Genomic DNA, 16,684 nt, shown 5'->3' with positions numbered 1-16,684 from the left:
CATTACGAAACGCTCTCTGGGTGGGTCGGGCGGGCCGCGCACGGTACCGGGCGGTACCAAGCTCCCCCGAGTCACCGTCGCCAAAATGCCGGGCGGTTTCGTTTACCGTTCCGACAGCAGCCGTGCGACTGCCTCGGGGCTGTCCATCAGCAGAAAGCTGCCCGCATTCTCGATGAAGCTGGCGCGCCGCAGGCCGAGCCGAGCGCTGACCGCTTCGACCAGCGCACGAGGCATGTTCGCGTCGTGAGTGCCATACATAAGCGACAGCGGCACCTCGATATCGGCAAACAGCTCCGACCAGTCGCTCGCCCAGAACTGCATCGTATCTATCGGGCCATCGAGTGTGCTCGTTATGGAATAGCTGGCAGCGCGCCGGAAAACGCTCAGCAGTTCCGGATGCCGTACGGCGTCCAGTTCGCGTTGATACCCATCGTAGAAGTCCTCGACGAACCGGTGGAAAGACCCGCTGCCGATCGCGGCCAGCATGCCCCGCTGATACATCCGGGCAACGGCGGGGGCGGTACGAACGGCGCGTATCGACATTCGGTGGCTGGCTGGGATCAGGCCCATTTCGCTTTCGGTTCCGATCGGTAGGAATGCTCCTGCGCCGATCGCGCGATCGAAAATAGCCGGCGACCGCTTGATACAGGCCATCATATACGGTGCGCCCGCCTGCGTCGCGAAGGCCGTGGCGCGTGACACATCGAGCTGTTCGAGCAAACCGCTGAGCTTTGCTGCGAAGGATTCGATTCCGTCCTGGCCGAACCCTTCGCCGGATGTGTCACCGTGAAACGGACGCCATGGGGCGATGATCCGCAAACCGTGCTGTCGGAAAGCGCGTTCGGCCCGGTTCGGCATCAACGCGCCTTCCAGCGGATGAAAGAACACCACCGGCCTGCCCTGTGGATCGCCCATCTCTTCCCATGCGATACTGCCATCGTCTGAATGAAGGAGGTTGGTGCATTCATGCGGCGCCGGGCTGGTGCGGTTGGCGCTCCCATCCATGGTGCTCGCGAAACCGGCATAAAGCAGCAGCACCTCTTCTTTCGAACGGACGCCCAATTTGCGCTGCAGGACCTTCATCTGATTGCGCACTGTACCCAGTGAGCGATCTCGGCGATCGGCGAAACCGCGCAGGGTGCCTCCACGAACCAAGTGGCGCAAAAGCATGGTTTCCACGTCGGAAAGGCCAAGGGCGTCCTGAAAGCTCAGGCCGTGGCGGTCGTCCCACTGCATGCGAACGGCGAAGAAATGATAGCGCAGCCCTTCGCTAAGTTCTTCGCGGCGAACCATGAACCAGCTACCATCGACATCGTCCTCGCTGCAATGGAGGCGCACCAGTCGCGGGGTCTCGTTGCGTGGCAGGCACTCTCGTTCCGGCACCCCCCTGCCCACGCCGTCGAGTACCCAATCGGGCAGGAACTGGCCGGGTATGAAAGCCGGGTCGGCCAGGATGGCGGTGTTCACATGAACGACCCGCTGCGCGGCATCCATTGCCAGATCGCTATCCGGCACGCGATCGCCTTGGGTATCCAGCGCGGCAAGATCGTCGGCATTGTGCGGATACATCTGATCGATGATGCTGGCAGCATTCGCGAGATGCGTTTCGAGCGCACTGGTGCTGTCGGCACTGCGTTCGGGAAACCGGGAAACCGTCCCGAGCAATTCGATCACACGGTCAGGGCGCGCAATTGCCGAATAGGTCTGTGCGACCACGTCCTCGAGCTGGGTCGAGTTGAGTTTGATAGGCATAAGAGCGTTGCGATCCGCTGGACTGAGATGGTCAGCAAGCTGAACTAGGGCCGATCGAACAACCCCGGAATGTCCCATTTGGGACATGCGCGCAAATAAAACCCACTCCTATACAGTGGTGGACTGGCCGGGCATTTTACTTGGCGGGACACAGTTGCGACCCGTGATGATGCTTGTCATCGTTCGTCCCGCCGGGGCCGTTCGTATCCGCGAACGGCCCCTCCCCGTCCCGGACGGTTGCGTGAGAACGCAGACAAGGGTTGGCGAGTGACACGGCCGCCGCGCCATCGATCCGCGAAACTGCCCTATCGTTGGGAGGACGCGCCGAGCATCCTGCCGAGGGCGAAGCGCCACGCATTGCGTATCGGTGCAGCCATGGAAAATGGGCAGCACCGTGTCTGAACGATGCTGCCCGCCGCGTTCTTCGGATTGCGGTTACTTGATGCAGTAGCGGCCCGAGGACTTGAGACCGGAGGGGCACGATCCATCGCGCACCTCTGCATAATCGCCCTTATCACCGACGCAGTAATTTCCCGAGCTCTTGAAGCCGGTAGGGCACGACCCCAGCCGAACGATCGCAACCTTGCCCGAAGACTTGCAGGACGATCCGCTCGCTTTGAAACCCGTGGGGCACGAACCGTCCTTGACGACCTCGACCGAGGATTGTTGAGCCGAGAGGGGCGCCAGGAAAGCAGGCATTGTCCCGATTGCTAGCGTGATCGAGAGGGCGATAACTGGAATACGCATGTGAACGGACCTTTCGCTTGTTGAATGCCGAAGCGGCGACGGGTCTGCACCTGGAGGGGCGAGATGGTCCGCCGCCGCGCAACGAAGCGCTGCGGATCGCCGGTGACGCTTCGAAGAACTCGATGAAGGGTGAACCCGCCTTATCCCGGCACAGCACTTCGCTGCGGCGCATATGACACGTCACGGGGCAATACGGCCCTCCCATTCATCTCGAACCGACCAGCGCCCGTTGGCGCTGCTTGTGAGAGGATGGCTATCAGGCAGGAAGCGAAGGCCTAATATCCCATATGGGATACTGGCACCCGATCGCAGCCTTCCCGTCTTCGGCGCAGGGGGTGAAATGGCGGAGCAGGAGGGATTCGAACCCTCGATACGGGGTTACCGTATACACACTTTCCAGGCGTGCGCCTTCGACCACTCGGCCACTGCTCCGCATTCTCGGTTGCGCTGCCACTTCGTTACTCGAGCGCGGGACCCGCTTCAGCGAGCCCGGCCTCGAGCAGCGCACAACGCGGTAGGCCAACCAAGAACGCGCGCGTCTAGCGGCGACCGGTGGGTTTCGCAAGCCGAAGCGGAACGCAAAGGTTCTCAAAATGCGGATTCGGTGTACAACCGTCCCTAGTGGCGGTGCTGCGCGGATCAGGCATACCCTGCGAACACCACCTCGAAGTCCCCTCCCGCCCCTACAATGTGCGAGAGGGGGCTTTCGTTTTGGCGCGCTTGGTGGCACCGCTTCCGCCATGACGAAGCCGCTGATTTCGCTCGCCGCGCTGTTTGCGCTCACTTCTCCCGCTCTGGCGCAGGATGCGCCCGCAGCGCCCTCGCCCAACCAGATCGTGGCCGAGGCTCCGGTGGAAGAGTGGCTCGATATCCCGGCGCAAGACCTCATCGTGATGACATTGGCGCCTGCGGCAAACGGGTCGGGACGCACCGTCGTCATCCAGCTTATGCCAGAACCCTTCAGCCAGAGCTGGGTCGACAACATTCGCACGCTCGCACGCGCGCAGTGGTACGACGGCATCACCGTCAACCGCGTTCAGGACAATTACGTCGTGCAGTGGGGCGATCCGAATTACGACAATCCGGAAACCGATGGAGCGGCGAAACCGCTGCCGGAAGGGCTCGCGGAGACGCATGAGAGAGATTACGTCTTCGAGTACCCGCGCGATCCGGGCGGGGATCCATCCTATTACCCGCTCAGCGCAGTCTTGCGGACGAGTTGGATCAAGGGGCTGGTGGAACAAGGAATCATCCCCGACGGAGCGCAGTTTCGGGAGGCGTTGTCACGCCAGAAGGGCGACAGCTACGCACTCGAAACCGCCTATATCGGGGGGTGGCCGGTCGGCATGGAAGCCGAATTCCAACCCAAACACCGGGACATCGCCTGGCCCGTGCACTGCTATGGCATGGTCGGCGTTGGCCGGAACCTGGCGCCCGATGCAGGCACGGGGGCGGAACTCTATACTGTCATCGGCCATGCGCCGCGCCATCTCGACCGCAATATCGCGCTGGTCGGGCGCATCGTGGAAGGGATAGAGCACCTTTCTTCGCTGCCGCGCGGCAAGGGACAGCTCGGTTTTTACGAAGACGAGAGCAAGCGCGTCCCAATCCTTTCGGTGCGCGTTGCCAGCGACCTGCCCGAAGCCGAGCGACCTGCCTTCGAATACCTCTCCACCGGGGGCGAGACCTTCGCGCGCTATGCCGATGCGCGGGCCAATCGCCGCGATCCGTTCTTCAACGTACCGGCTGGCGGTGCCGATATCTGCAACATCCCGGTGCCCGTGCGGCGAGTGGCCGATTGAACGAGACGCTCGCCTTTCGCGGACCCGTGACCCGCTGGCAGGGCGAAAAGGCGACCTACCATCTGCTGACGATCGATGGCGCGGCGGCCGAGGCGATCGCCATGCACGAACGCATCCGCCGGTTGGAACTGGGCGGCAGGCGCGGCTTCGGATCGGTCAAGGTCATGGCCACGATCGGCGAAACGCGCTGGAAGACCTCGGTCTTCCCTTCCAAAACGGGAGAATGGTGGCTTCTGGTGGGCAAGAAGGTGTTGAAGGCAGAAGATCTCGTGGCAGGCGACGAAGCCGTTCTGACACTCGAACTGCTCTAAACCCTTTGCATCAATTCGATACGATTGCCGAAGGGATCGGCGATATCGCCCCGAATATAGCCGTCCAGCTCCTTGCCCGGCTTGAAGCGGATTCCCGCCTTGCCCAGCCGCTCCACCAAAGCAGCGAGATCGCTGACCAGCAGGGCGGGATGCGCACGGCGTGCGGGAAGAAAGCCCTCTTCCACACCGCAATGGATCGCGACACCCCCACCTTCGAACCAGCAGCCGCCATTCACCGCAAGATTCGCGGGCTTCGCCACCTCTTCCAACCCCATCAGATCGATCCAAAAGCGCCGGGCATGCGATTCGCCGCCATGCGGCATGGCGAGCTGGACGTGGTCTATGCCCGTGATCGGGCTCATACGCGCTCCGCCTGGGCCACCGAATCGCTGGCCCGCAATGCGCTAAGGATACGTGTTAGGTGCGGCACGTCCTGCACCTCGAGATCGATCTCGTAAGTGGTAAAGGGATGATCGAGCTGGGTTTGCTCCAGGCTCGTCACATTGACGTGGTTCTGCGCGAAGATGCCCGCCATTTCGGCCAGCGTCCCCGGCCGGTCGTAAAGGGTCACGCGCAGCCGCCCGACAGCCCCGCGCGAACGTTTGCCCCACGATAGATCGAGCCAGTCGCTGTCGATCCCGCTGGCCAGGCGGCTGCAGTCGATCGTGTGCACCTCGACTCCCTCGCCCGGCTTGCGCAATCCCACGATCCGATCGCCGGGAACCGGGTGGCAGCATTCGGCGAGCTGGAAACCCACGCCGGGCGTCAACCCCCGAATCGACAAAGCCTTGCCGCTCTTCGCCCAGTCCGGTTCGTTTTCGAGCTCCGCCGTGCAGCCCGGCACCAGCGCCTCCATGACCGTGCGGTCTTCGATCTTGGCCGCACCGATGGCGTAGAAGAGATCTTCGTCTTCTTCCATTTCGAGCCGTTTGAGGGCCTCGCGCAGCGCCTTCTTGCCGATCTTGGCGGGCACGCGCAGAGCGATCTCGTCGAACAGTTTCTTGCCGATCTCGGCCACCTCGGCGCGTTCCTTGAGCCGTACCGCACGGCGGATCGCGGCACGCGCCTTGCCGGTGACGACGAAGCCCAGCCAGCTCATCTGCGGATCGGCCTGATCGCTTTTGATGATCTCCACCACGTCGCCATTATTGAGCTGCGTGCGCAGCGGCATGTGCCGTCCGTTGATTTTGGCGCCAACGGTCTGCGCGCCCAGATCGGTATGGACGGCAAAGGCGAAATCGACCGGGGTGGCCCCCTTGGGCAACTGGAACAGCGCGCCTTTGGGCGTGAAGGCGAAGATGCGGTCCTGATAGATCGCCATCCGCGTGTGTTCGAGCAGCTCATCGGGATCGTGGCTGGCATCGACGATCTCAATCAGGTCGCGCAGCCAGCCGACCTCCCCATCGGGACGGTCGTGTTGCTTATAGGCCCAATGCGCCGCCAGTCCGAATTCGTTCAGCCGGTGCATCTCGCGCGTGCGGATCTGCACCTCGACCCGCATCGACTTGCCATAAATCAGCGACGTATGGAGCGAGCGATAGCCATTGTTCTTGGGCGTCGAGATGTAGTCCTTGAACTTGCCGGGCAGGAACTGCCACGTCGTGTGGAGCACTCCCAACGCCCGGTAGCAATCGGATACGTCCTCGCAGATGATGCGGAAGGCCATGATGTCGGTGACCTGCTCGAAGCTGACATGCCGTTCGGCCATCTTGCGCCAGATCGAATAGGGATGTTTCTCGCGGCCGGAAACCTCGGTGGTAATCCCGGCTTCGGCCAGCGCATGCTTCATGTCGAGCGCGATGGCATCGACTTGCCCGCCATCCTCGTTGCGGATCTGATCGAGGCGCTGGGTGATGGTCTTGAAGGCTTCGGGCTCTATTTGCTCGAAAGCGAGCATCTGCATTTCGCGCATATATTCATACATGCCGATCCGCTCCGCCAGCGGGGCATAGATATCCATCGTCTCGCGTGCGATGCGCTGGCGCTTCTCCGGCTTTTTGATGAAATGCAGCGTGCGCATATTGTGCAGCCGGTCGCCCAGCTTGACCAGCAGCACACGGATATCTTCGCTCATGGCGAGCAGGAACTTGCGCAGGTTTTCCGCCGCGCGCTCGTTCTCGGGCATCTGCTCGATCTTGGAAAGCTTGGTAACGCCGTCGACCAGCCGTGCGACATCGGTGCCGAAATTGGCCTCGATGTCCTCGATCGTCGCCAGCGTGTCCTCGACCGTGTCATGGAGCAGCGCGGTGGCGATGGTTTCCTGATCGAGCTTCAGATCGGTCATCAGGCCCGCGACCTCGACCGGATGCGAGAAATAGGGGTCTCCGCTCGCCCGCGTCTGCGTGCCGTGCTTCTGCACCGTATAAACATAGGCGCGGTTGAGCATCGCCTCGTCGGCGTCGGGGTCGTATTCCTTGACCCGCTCTACGAGTTCGTACTGGCGCAGCATCCTGTGCTCACGATGTGGGCAAACCCTGCTGCAATGCAACGAAAAATGCTGAGCCGCGCGATCAAATCCGCTGCGATAGCGCTTCGAGAAAGGGCGCCGACTCGTCCAGGCGGAAGGCTACCCGATGAACCTGCCGCGATTTCCCGAACAAGGGACGGTATTCGAGCGGGCGCGACAACCGCAGCACCACATTGGGATGGGAAAGGATGGCCGCGTTCAACACGGCCTTCTGCTGCGTTTCGGCGTGGGAAATCGTCGGCTCTATTTCTGCGATCGCATCGAAGGGGACGAAAAGATCGATTGCCGTTCCAGCACGCACCTGCACGCCATCTTCCCGCAATAGCACCGGATAGAGCCGGAAAGCCTTCATCAGCGCGACGAGGAACAGGAAGCCCCAGATACCCAGCGCCAGGAGCACCCACGCCGCCCGCTCGCTCCAGTGGCTGACCAGCAGATCGACCACCACAATTTCGATGACCTGGAGCACGAGAAATACGCCGATCATCGGATTAATCACGCGGTGATAGGCGAAACCCCGTGCACCTTCAGGGACATGCGGCCGCGCGCGCCAGCTAAACAGTGCCATCCGCATCATCGCGCTTTCATGGGCGGCGAACTGCACGAGTTTTGCGGGAAGGACTTCACTGGCGGCAGCTTCTACCGAACGGGTGGCCAGAAATGCCCGCGTGGCAAGAACGAAGCTCCAGCCGAGATAGGCCGCAACGGTCAGCGCCATCGCGATGACCACACCCTGCATGTCCAGCAAGGCCGCCCGCACCGGCGCCGCCGCAGCCAGTGTGGCGACGATGCACCCCGCCGCAATCGCACCCAGCAAAGCCCGCAAGCCAGGCCTATTGCGTGGGGCCTTCGCGATCAGCGCCAGTGCCAGCGCGTCGGCGGCTATCCAGAGAAACAGGATTGCAGCCGTGCGCGGATGGCGGGCGGCGATGTCGCTATGGGTTGCCAGCCGGGCCGCCAGGATTGCCAGCAGCGGGGCTAGCAGCAGCAGTATCGGCGCGGTTCTGGCGGCGAGGCGAGATGTCATGGCAAGTCTCCCTGTCGCCCCAAGCCCTAGCGTCAAGCCGACTTCGTTTCAATCGCATCCAGTGCACACAATCATGCGCTGCCTGCAATCATTCGCCATCCATCACCCGGTCCACTCCGGCCCGCGTCACCGCGTGATAGCTGTCGCGGGTTTTCGCGTAGATGCGCGTCGCAATCGGGCGCCCCCACTCACCCTCGTTCCACAGGACCTGGAACAGCGGGCGGACGAATTTCGCGCGGCCCACTTCGGACAGAAAGGCATCGACCTGCGGCACGGCGGGATCGTAGCGGTTCTCCAGCGCCATCTCCAACCACAGGAAACGTATCTCGTTATTGCCGGTGCCCGAGAGGCCAAGTGTTGCATCGAGTGCTGCCAGTTGGTCCGCGGTAAGCTCTTTCGGGAGGTTGTCGAGAAAGCGCATCTGTTCGGCAGCGGTCCAGTCGGAATAGGCGGCGGGGATGGTTCCGGCAGACGTATACGCTGTGACGGCGCGGTCCACCTCGGCGAAGGCCGCCGGATCGGGCTTGGCGACGTTCGAAGGAAGGCCGGGCTCGAAAATCCATTGGCGCAGCATCAATGCCTCGGCTTCGGCCTCGCCCTGCACGAGATTGACCATCATATCCTTGTGGAACATCTCGCTGGTGGCGGGCTGGAAGGCGTGGTTGTCGAACCACTGGCGCAGCCAGGCGTCGAAGCGTGTTCGCCCGACGATACGTTCGACCGTGCGCAGGAAGAAAGCGCCCTTATCGTAAGCGATCGCGCTGCCCAGTTCGTAGCCGCCATCGGTGCTGAGCGCCGTACCCGGCGCATCCCCGCCCACTTCGGCCATTGTATCGAGGATATTGGCATACATCAGCGCAGCTTCCTGCTCGGCGCGCTTCTTGCCGTAGACTGCCTCGACAATGCGGTTCTCGAAGTACGTGGTCACGCCTTCGTTGAGCCAGCTATCGCCCCATACGGCATTCGTCACCAGATTGCCCGACCAGCTATGCGCCAGCTCATGCGCGACGAGACCGTTGTTCGACCGGTCGCCCGCGATGAAGGTGGGAGTGAGAAAGGTCATCACGGGGTTTTCCATCCCGCCATATGGAAAGGCCGGTGGCAGCACGATCATGTCGTAGCGACCCCAGCGATATTCGCCGTAGAGCTTCTCGGCTGCGACGACCATCTCCTCGGTATCGGCCACCTCGGCACGCGCGCGAGCGATCACCGACGGCTCCGCCCATACGCCGGTGCGCGGACCAATCGCCCGAAAATCGATGTCGCCCGCTGCCAGCGCGATGAGATAGGGCGGCACCGGCTTGTCCATCACGAAGGTGAAGGCGCGGCGTCCGTTGCCGAGGTCCTCGGGCTCGCCTTGTCGCACCCCGCTCATCACGACATCGAGCGGTTTAGGCGCGGTGATCCGGGCCTCCCAGGTCTGGCGGATGCCGGGGCTGTCCTGCGTCGGAATCCAGGTCCGGTTGAGGATCGCCTGGCCCTGGCTGAAGAGGAAGGGGTGGACCTTGCCTGCGGTCTGTTCCGGGCTGAGCCATTGCAGCGCGCTGGCATCGGCAGGGGCGCGATATTCGATGCGCAGGGTGGTCGCGCCGTCGAGCTGGATGGTCAGCGGAGCGCCCTTTCCGCCTTCCTCGACCATATTTCCGATCTCATAGGCGAGTTCGCGGCCTGCGCCATCGGTGATCCGCGCGATCTCAAGACCGTTGCTGTCGAGCACGATTTCGTTCGCGCCGGATGCCGCAAGCACGTCGAGCGTTGCCGTACCGCTGGCGCGCCGGGCGGCGAAATCCAGATCGAGATCGAGCGCGACGTGCGTGACCCGCGCAACCTGCGGCTCGGCATAGGTCGAAGCATCGACTGCTTCGGGCGAAGTCAGAATCGGCGAGATCATGCGCTCCGGCTGCAGGGCGGAAGTCGCCGGCGGAGCGGCCTCCATCGTGGTGCAGGCGGTGCTGGCAAGCAGCAGGGCGAGCGGGGCGGCAAGGCGGCGCATGGGTATGTCTCCGTTGCATGGTGCCGGATTCGCGACCCGGCCTGATGTTCTGTCTACGCCGGGGCGCTATTGCCGATCCAGTGACCGCGCGCCAGCCCCGCGCACGAAAACACAGGCCGGGCCTGGATAATCGCCTGCGCACATTTCCGCGCCCAAGGGGGCGGTGGCGATCAATGCCCGTGCTGCGCTGCGAACGCTTCGATCTTTTCGACTCTGCCGGATACGACCAGAATATCCTTGGGCATGATCAACGTGTCGGGAACCGCGTGAATGAAGTCCTCGCCCTCGCGCTTCACCCCGATGACGGTCACGTCGAATTTCTTGCGACACTCGCTCGTAATCAGCGGCAGGCCGACAATGGCTGTGGGTGCGGCAAGCTTTGCAATGGCAAATTCGTCGCCGAAACTGATGAAGTCCAGCAAGCGCTCGTTGAGAAGGCGTGCTACGCGCTCGCCCATCTTTTCCTCGGGAAACACGACATGATGCGCTCCCGTCCGCTCCAGAATGCGGCCGTGCTTCTCGTTGATGGCCTTGGCCCAGATGTTGGCGACACCGAGATCGGATAGCGCCAGCACCGCCAGCACGCTCGCCTCGATATCGCTTCCTATTCCGACAACCGCCGAGGTGAAACTCCTCGCCCCGAGCTTGTCCAGGCATTTGACATCCGTGCAGTCGGCCTCGACCACCTGTGTCAAGTCGCCCGCATATTCCTGCACTCTGGCCGGGTCGGTATCCGCGCCGAGCACTTCGTGCCCCATCCGTTCCAGAGTGCGGGCGACGGACCCGCCAAAACGGCCAAGACCGACGACGAGGACGGGGTTGCGTGTATCAGCCGACAATGGGATTCTCCTCCGGATAACGGAACGGGCGCGGCTCGCCGCCCAGCGCGAGCGCGGTGGCGACGGTTATCGTCCCGACGCGTCCGATGAACATGAGCGCGATGATGACGATCTGGCCGGCAGGCGGCAGCTCTGCGGTCACACCGGTCGAAAGCCCAACGGTCGAGAAGGCCGAGATGCTTTCGAACAGGAGATCCTCGAAGGGCAGCGGGGTGATCATGGCAAGATAAGTCGTCGCGCCGAATATCAACGATCCGGCCAGCACGACCACCGTCAGGGCCTGACGTTCCACCGCATGGCCGAAACGGCGGCCGAACACGTCCGCGTCCTTGCGACGCAGAACTTCCGACAGGACGACCGCCAGAAGAACGGCGAAAGTCGTAATCTTGATACCGCCGGCCGTCCCGGCACTCCCTCCCCCGATAAACATCAGGAAGTAGTTCGCCATCAACGTCTCGTCATGGAAAGCGCCAACATCGAGACTGTTGAAGCCAGCCGTGCGCGGCATCACGGAGTGGAAAGCCGCATTGAGGATTTTCGCACCTACGCTCATCGAGCCCAGCGTATCGGGATTGGCCCATTCCATCGCCAGAATGGCAAGAAAGCCGCCCAGCAACAAACCGGCCGTGCCGCTCACGGTGATCTTGGTGTGCAGCGTCCAGCGCCGCCAGCTAACCCCGTGATGGCGCAAGTCCTGCATCACGGGAAAACCGAGCGCGGTCAGTACGACCGCCAGCATGATCGGCAGGAGGATCACCGCATCCGACTGGAAACCCATCACACTGTCGGAGAAGCTTGAAAAGCCTGCATTGTTGAATGCGCTGATCGCATGGAACGTGCCGTGCCACAGGGCCTCGCCGAACGGGAAATTGTAGGACAGCATGAAACGCCCGGTCAGAATCGCCGCGAGGGCCGCTTCCACGATAAGGGTGATCGCCAGTACGAGCTTGAGCACCGAGCGCGCATCGCCGACTTCGAGGCGGCTGCGCTCCACCTGGGTTGCGATGCGGTCGCGCAGACCGAAACCCCGCCCGGCCATGAGCCCGAACAGGCTCGCCGCCGTCATGATCCCGAAACCGCCGATCTGGAAAAGAAACAGAATGACGCCTTGGCCGAACGGTGACCAGTAGGTTGCCGTATCGACAACGATCAGCCCGGTCACCGCGACGGCCGAGGTCGACGTGAACAGCGCAGTCAGAAAAGCGGTTTGCGTACCGTCGGCCGTGGAAATGGGCAGCCAGAGCAGCAGCGTGCCAAGCGCTATCGCTGTCAGGAACAGGGCCGGAATCAGCCGGATCGGATCGCGCAGCGCAGTCATCCGAGACTATACCGGGATCCTGCGGTTCAGTTCCACGGCGCCCGTGCCGTCAGTTCCATACCGCCTCTGGCGGCAGGCTCATCAGAATAGCGTCGATATTGCCGCCCGTCTTGAGGCCGAACAGCGTGCCGCGATCGTAGACGAGATTGAATTCCGCATAGCGCCCGCGCCATTCGAGCTGGGTCTGCTTGTCTTCGCTCGTGAACGCGCTCTCCATCCTGCGGCGGACCAGCTTCGGGAAGATATCGAGAAACGCCTCGCCAACATCCTTGGTAAAGGCAAGATTGCGTTCGAAGGCGGCCCCACCATCAGCAGAAGGGCCTCGCATTCGAGATGGTCGTAGAATATCCCGCCCACGCCGCGATGGACGCCCCGATGGGGATGTAGAAGTAATCGTCCGCCCACTTCTTGAAACGCTCGTAATAGGTCGGATTATGCGCGGCGCAGGCGGCGCGGAAGCGGGCGTGGAAATCCTCTGTATCCTCGGCATAGGGGATCGGCGGGTTGAGATCCGCCCCGCCCCCGAACCAGGCCTTGCCCGTCGTCAGGAAACGCGTGTTCATGTGTACGGCGGGCACATGCGGATTGGCCATATGCGCCACCAGACTGATACCGGTCGCGGTGAAACCCGGGTTTTCCGCGCTCGCACCGTTGATGGTTGCGGCGAACTCAGGCGCGAAATTGCCGCGCACGGTGGAAACGTTGACGCCGACCTTTTCGAACACCTGCCCCTTCATGAGACCCCGTGTTCCACCACCCGGATCGGCATTGCCTTCCTCTTGCCGGTTCCAGCTATCGTACTGAAAACGCGCATCCGATCCTGCCTCGCGCTCGATGCTCTCGAATTCCGCGCAGATACGATCGCGCAGGGTTTCGAACCAGGTTCGGGCGGTGTCGGTCTGCTGGGTCCAGTCGGTCATGTCGAAGCCCTTGCCATTGCGGCGCGCAGGCGGCAATAGCCACGCATGGTTCCCCTTTCGTTCGCAGGCGAGGAATGGCTCCTGACAGAGGGCCGCGCGCTTTACTGGCCGCGCGAGGGCACGCTGCTGGTGGCGGACCTGCATCTGGAGAAGGGCAGCTTCTTCGCCCGTCATGGTCAGATGATCCCGCCCTATGATAGCCGGGAAACGCTGGAGCGTGTGGCACTGGCCATCCGTGAAACCGGCGCGCGCCGCGTCATCACGCTGGGCGACAATTTCCACGATTCGGACGGTTCGACCCGCCTGGAACCGCACGCCTCGGGCATGCTCGATGCCCTCACCAAAGCGGTCGACTGGGTCTGGATCACCGGCAATCACGATCCGGAAATGGAAGCTCGCCACGGCGGCACTCTGGCCGAGGAACTCGAGATCGGCGGCACCATCCTGCGGCACCGCGCGCAGAAGGGCGAAACCCGGCCCGAACTTTCCGGCCACTACCATCCGCGCCTGCAACTGAAGGTTCGCCAGCGTATGATCCGCCGCCCCTGCGCGGTAGTAAGCGCCAATGACGGGCCGGACGGCAAGCCCACTGGCCGGATGATCCTACCCGCCTTCGGCGCTTACACGGGCGGGATGAACGCAGCCGATCCAGCAATCCTGAAAGCCCTCCAACCGGCAGACCGAATCGACGCGGTGGTTCCTGCAAAGGGTAAGCTGGCCCGGTTCAATTTGTGGCAAGCAGCGTAGCTTTTTCGAACCGGCCTGCATCGGTTTCTCCTCGGGTCTACGCCAGCCTAGACTGCGCCCCTTGCGGACGAAGTGCGGTGATCGGACCCAAGGAGATGGATGCATGAGACAAAAACCTCCCCTTCCCCCTTCCGAATTCCGGCGTTTCTCCCTACATACCCCCCTCGAAACAGGCAGAATCAAGGAGATTACCCCATAGCCCGTCCACCCCGCCGTAGCATGCAGATGCCCGTCAAAAGCGGCCCGCGCTACGATAACATGATCAATGTGCCGAAGGTCCGCGTGATCGATCACGAAGGCGAGAACCTCGGCGTTATGTTCACCCGCGAAGCGACCGAGCAGGCCAACGAGCTTGGCCTCAACCTGGTCGAAGTGTCCCCCAATGCGGACCCGCCGGTGTGCAAGTTCCTCGATGTCGGCAAATATCGCTACGAGGCGCAGAAGAAGGCGAACCTCGCGCGCAAGACGCAGAAGACCCAGGAAATCAAAGAGGTCAAGATGCGCCCGAACATCGACACGCACGACTACGACGTGAAGATGCGCAATGTCGTGAAGTTCATCGAGAATGGCGACAAGGTGAAGTGCACGCTGCGCTTCCGTGGCCGTGAAATGGCCCACCAGCAGCTTGGCATGGACCTGCTCAACCGCGTCCGCGACGACGTGGAGGAAATCGCCAAGGTCGAGGCCTTCCCACGTCTCGAAGGCCGCCAGATGATCATGGTGCTGGCGCCCAAGTAGGGAACAGCCGTTTGGAGACTACGAAAAGGGCGGGTCCGTATGGCCCGCCCTTTTCGTTTTGTGCTGCTGCGATCAGCGCCCGATGTGTTCGTCGAGAAACTTCAGATAGGCCTCCGAGGCGGTAATGCGGTTCTCGCGGCGGCGGAAACCGTGGCCTTCGTCGGGAAACAACACATATTCGACCGGCACGCCGCTGGCCCTGACCGCCGCGACCAGTTCGTCGCTTTCGACCTGTAGCACGCGTGGATCGTTGGCCCCCTGGACCACCAGCATTGGTTTGGTGATTTTGCCCGCGTGGAACAGCGGCGAGATCGCACGGTGCCGTTCCTCGTCATTCGCCGGATCGCCCATCTCGTCATAGAGCGCATCGCGGAAGCTACCCCACCACGGCGGTATAGATTTCAGCGTTCGCACCCAGTTGGTAACGCCAAAGATGTTGATGCCCGCATCGAACACCTCCGGATGGAAGGCGAGCGCAGCAGCCGTCATATAGCCGCCGTAGCTGCCGCCCATGACCGCAATGCGATCGTCCGCGACCCAGTCGAGCCCCTGTAGGAAGCCCTTGGAGGCTATCACGTCCTTTAGATCGACATCGCCGTGCCTCTTGTCGTCCATATGGAAGAAGGTCTTGCCGTAGCCCGAAGAGCCACGGTTGTTGATTGCGTAGACAGCATAGCCATTGTTCACCAGATGCTGGATCATCGCGCTGTAGCCGCGCGTGCTCTGGCCGCCCGGGCCGCCATGGACCAGAACAACGGCCGGGGCCGGACTGGCCGCACTAGCGCCTCTGGGCCGGTAAAGTATGCCGGGGATTTCCAGCCCGTCGTAACTTGGGAAACGGGCCACGGTGGCAGTGACGAGGTCATCTTCGTCGATCGCGGGGTTGAGCGCCTTTGTCAGCCGGGTCGCCGCGCCGCTCGCCAGGTCGGCGACATAGATGTCCGTCGGGGACGTATCCGACGTCAGCGTGAAGGCGATCCGCGTTTCGGCCGGGTCGAAGCGGATCGAACCAAGGCTGCCCTCGGGCAAGCCATCGAGTGTGACCGTTTCTCCGCTTGTCTGGTCGAGGATGGTAACGGCAGTCAGCGCGTCTTCGTTGATCGCGCTGACGCGATAGCGACCGGTGGGTGAATATTGCAGGAAGGCCACATCCCAATCCGCCTCGACCACTGACGATTTTTCTCCGCTCGCCAGGTCATAACGCCAGGCCTGGCTGAATTCGCCATGTTCGTTGGTCGCGTAGATTAGCGCCGCGCTGTCCCGGGTGAAGGTATAGGCGCCGTAGCTCACATTGCCTTCGTGCGGAGTCATCAGCTTCGGCTCGGCCCCGGCCGCCGAAAGGTCGGCGACATAGAGATCGCTGTTCGCGCTCGATAGCGCTTTCGACAGGGCGACCCAGCGTCCATCCGGCGACACATCGCTAATCGAGAAGCCACCTTCATTCGTGAAGACACGGCTCCGCTCATAGGTTGCGGCATCATAAGCATAGAGGTCGAAGGCGGCAGAATCGCGCTCGTTGGTGATTACGTAGAAGGTCTTGCCGTCGGCGTGCCATCCAGCAAACCCTGCCTTCACCTTCTCGCCCGGCGTCAGATCGGTAATCGTGCCATCCTTGTGCATGACGAAAAGGTGGTTGAGCTCGTCCCCACCTTCGTCGGCGGTGAACAGCACCCGCGAATCATCGGGGAAGAAGCTTGCACCGAAGGTCGCATTGGTGCTCGATGTCGTCAGCGGAACAGGCTCGCCGCCCGCCACCGAGATCCTGTAGGCGTTGAAGACACCGGTCGCATCGGAATTTACCAGCACATATTTCCCGTCGGGCGAGAAGTTGAACCCGCTGGGCGAACCGACGCCGTAGCTGGTCGATTCGAAGAACTGCTGCGCGGTGTAGGTCTTTACCTGCGCCTCTTCGGTCGTTGCGTGCCCCTCATGCGCCTGGGCGATGGCGGGCGCGGTCAGCGCGGCGAGCGAGACGGCCGCGAGCATGGAAAACGATCGGATCACAGCTTCCTCTCCCGTATGA

The 16,684-nt window shown here is 62.4% G+C and carries 13 protein-coding genes, 1 tRNA gene and 1 pseudogene; 4 read left to right on the top strand and 11 right to left on the bottom strand.

Annotated elements, in window-relative coordinates; genetic code table 11:
- Positions 1-102: 102 nt before the first annotated feature.
- The 3 genes from DVR09_RS04595 to DVR09_RS04585 form a co-directional block, all read right to left on the bottom strand.
- On the bottom strand, positions 103-1,752 hold the full coding sequence (locus DVR09_RS04595) for a bifunctional helix-turn-helix transcriptional regulator/alpha/beta hydrolase (RefSeq protein ID WP_115415897.1): 1,650 nt from the start codon (positions 1,750-1,752) through the stop codon (positions 103-105).
- Positions 1,753-2,187: 435 nt separating this feature from the next.
- The gene (locus DVR09_RS04590; protein WP_115415896.1) at positions 2,188-2,499 is read right to left on the bottom strand and encodes a hypothetical protein; all 312 of its coding nucleotides are present in this window, start codon (positions 2,497-2,499) and stop codon (positions 2,188-2,190) included.
- A gap of 341 nt (positions 2,500-2,840) precedes the next feature.
- Positions 2,841-2,931 (bottom strand) — tRNA-Ser (locus DVR09_RS04585).
- Between the two features lie 308 nt (positions 2,932-3,239).
- On the opposite strand from DVR09_RS04585, the gene DVR09_RS04580 reads away from it, so the two are divergent.
- Together DVR09_RS04580 and DVR09_RS04575 are read left to right on the top strand one after the other, a co-directional pair.
- Positions 3,240-4,301 (top strand): peptidylprolyl isomerase, encoded by a 1,062-nt coding sequence (locus tag DVR09_RS04580; protein ID WP_115415895.1) that lies wholly within the window; start codon positions 3,240-3,242, stop codon positions 4,299-4,301.
- Positions 4,298-4,612, top strand: a complete 315-nt coding sequence (locus DVR09_RS04575) for a DUF1905 domain-containing protein (RefSeq protein ID WP_115415894.1) — start codon at positions 4,298-4,300, stop codon at positions 4,610-4,612. The genes DVR09_RS04580 and DVR09_RS04575 overlap by 4 nt, the downstream gene beginning before the upstream one ends.
- On the opposite strand, the gene DVR09_RS04570 is transcribed toward DVR09_RS04575, so the two are convergent.
- From DVR09_RS04570 to hemF, 7 genes and pseudogenes are all read right to left on the bottom strand, one after another.
- A complete protein-coding gene (locus tag DVR09_RS04570) occupies positions 4,609-4,974 on the bottom strand; it encodes a VOC family protein (RefSeq protein ID WP_115415893.1) in 366 nt (121 codons plus the stop codon). The genes DVR09_RS04575 and DVR09_RS04570 overlap by 4 nt on opposite strands.
- Complete coding sequence (locus tag DVR09_RS04565) at positions 4,971-7,061, bottom strand: RelA/SpoT family protein (protein WP_115415892.1); 2,091 nt, start codon at positions 7,059-7,061, stop codon at positions 4,971-4,973. Before DVR09_RS04565 ends, DVR09_RS04570 begins: the two co-directional genes overlap by 4 nt.
- Before the next feature lie 61 nt (positions 7,062-7,122).
- Positions 7,123-8,106 (bottom strand): hypothetical protein, encoded by a 984-nt coding sequence (locus DVR09_RS04560; RefSeq protein WP_115415891.1) that lies wholly within the window; start codon positions 8,104-8,106, stop codon positions 7,123-7,125.
- A gap of 88 nt (positions 8,107-8,194) precedes the next feature.
- The gene (locus DVR09_RS04555; RefSeq protein WP_115415890.1) at positions 8,195-10,099 is read right to left on the bottom strand and encodes a M1 family metallopeptidase; all 1,905 of its coding nucleotides are present in this window, start codon (positions 10,097-10,099) and stop codon (positions 8,195-8,197) included.
- Between the two features lie 170 nt (positions 10,100-10,269).
- Positions 10,270-10,938, bottom strand: coding sequence for a potassium channel family protein (locus DVR09_RS04550; RefSeq protein WP_115415889.1), 669 nt, complete (start codon positions 10,936-10,938; stop codon positions 10,270-10,272).
- Entirely contained in the window at positions 10,928-12,256 is a 1,329-nt protein-coding gene (locus DVR09_RS04545; RefSeq protein ID WP_115415888.1) for a TrkH family potassium uptake protein, read from the bottom strand. The genes DVR09_RS04550 and DVR09_RS04545 overlap by 11 nt, the downstream gene beginning before the upstream one ends.
- A 49-nt stretch (positions 12,257-12,305) precedes the next feature.
- Positions 12,306-13,176, bottom strand: a pseudogene (gene hemF / locus DVR09_RS04540) (oxygen-dependent coproporphyrinogen oxidase).
- 45 nt (positions 13,177-13,221) lie between these two features.
- On the opposite strand from hemF, the gene pdeM reads away from it, so the two are divergent.
- Positions 13,222-13,923: a ligase-associated DNA damage response endonuclease PdeM gene (pdeM, locus tag DVR09_RS04535; protein ID WP_115415887.1), complete on the top strand. Its 702-nt coding sequence runs from the start codon at positions 13,222-13,224 to the stop codon at positions 13,921-13,923.
- A 219-nt stretch (positions 13,924-14,142) separates the two neighbouring features.
- Positions 14,143-14,661: a translation initiation factor IF-3 gene (gene infC / locus DVR09_RS04530; protein ID WP_115415886.1), complete on the top strand. Its 519-nt coding sequence runs from the start codon at positions 14,143-14,145 to the stop codon at positions 14,659-14,661.
- Positions 14,662-14,733: 72 nt separating this feature from the next.
- Here infC and DVR09_RS04525 read toward each other — a convergent pair whose 3' ends face one another.
- A complete protein-coding gene (locus DVR09_RS04525) occupies positions 14,734-16,665 on the bottom strand; it encodes a S9 family peptidase (protein WP_199798589.1) in 1,932 nt (643 codons plus the stop codon).
- Between the last annotated feature and the right edge of the window lie 19 nt (positions 16,666-16,684).

Source organism: Erythrobacter aureus (genome assembly GCF_003355455.1).
GTDB lineage: Bacteria > Pseudomonadota > Alphaproteobacteria > Sphingomonadales > Sphingomonadaceae > Qipengyuania > Qipengyuania aurea.
This window is presented reverse-complemented; position numbering and strand designations above follow the sequence as displayed.

Coding starts and splice junctions, on each gene's coding strand:
- DVR09_RS04595 (WP_115415897.1), bottom strand. CDS start 1,752: ATGCCTATCAAACTCAACTCGACCCAGCTCGAGGACGTGGTCGCACAG.
- DVR09_RS04590 (WP_115415896.1), bottom strand. CDS start 2,499: ATGCGTATTCCAGTTATCGCCCTCTCGATCACGCTAGCAATCGGGACA.
- DVR09_RS04580 (WP_115415895.1), top strand. CDS start 3,240: ATGACGAAGCCGCTGATTTCGCTCGCCGCGCTGTTTGCGCTCACTTCT.
- DVR09_RS04570 (WP_115415893.1), bottom strand. CDS start 4,974: ATGAGCCCGATCACGGGCATAGACCACGTCCAGCTCGCCATGCCGCAT.
- DVR09_RS04565 (WP_115415892.1), bottom strand. CDS start 7,061: ATGCTGCGCCAGTACGAACTCGTAGAGCGGGTCAAGGAATACGACCCC.
- DVR09_RS04560 (WP_115415891.1), bottom strand. CDS start 8,106: ATGACATCTCGCCTCGCCGCCAGAACCGCGCCGATACTGCTGCTGCTA.
- DVR09_RS04555 (WP_115415890.1), bottom strand. CDS start 10,099: ATGCGCCGCCTTGCCGCCCCGCTCGCCCTGCTGCTTGCCAGCACCGCC.
- DVR09_RS04545 (WP_115415888.1), bottom strand. CDS start 12,256: ATGACTGCGCTGCGCGATCCGATCCGGCTGATTCCGGCCCTGTTCCTG.
- pdeM (WP_115415887.1), top strand. CDS start 13,222: ATGGTTCCCCTTTCGTTCGCAGGCGAGGAATGGCTCCTGACAGAGGGC.
- infC (WP_115415886.1), top strand. CDS start 14,143: ATGCAGATGCCCGTCAAAAGCGGCCCGCGCTACGATAACATGATCAAT.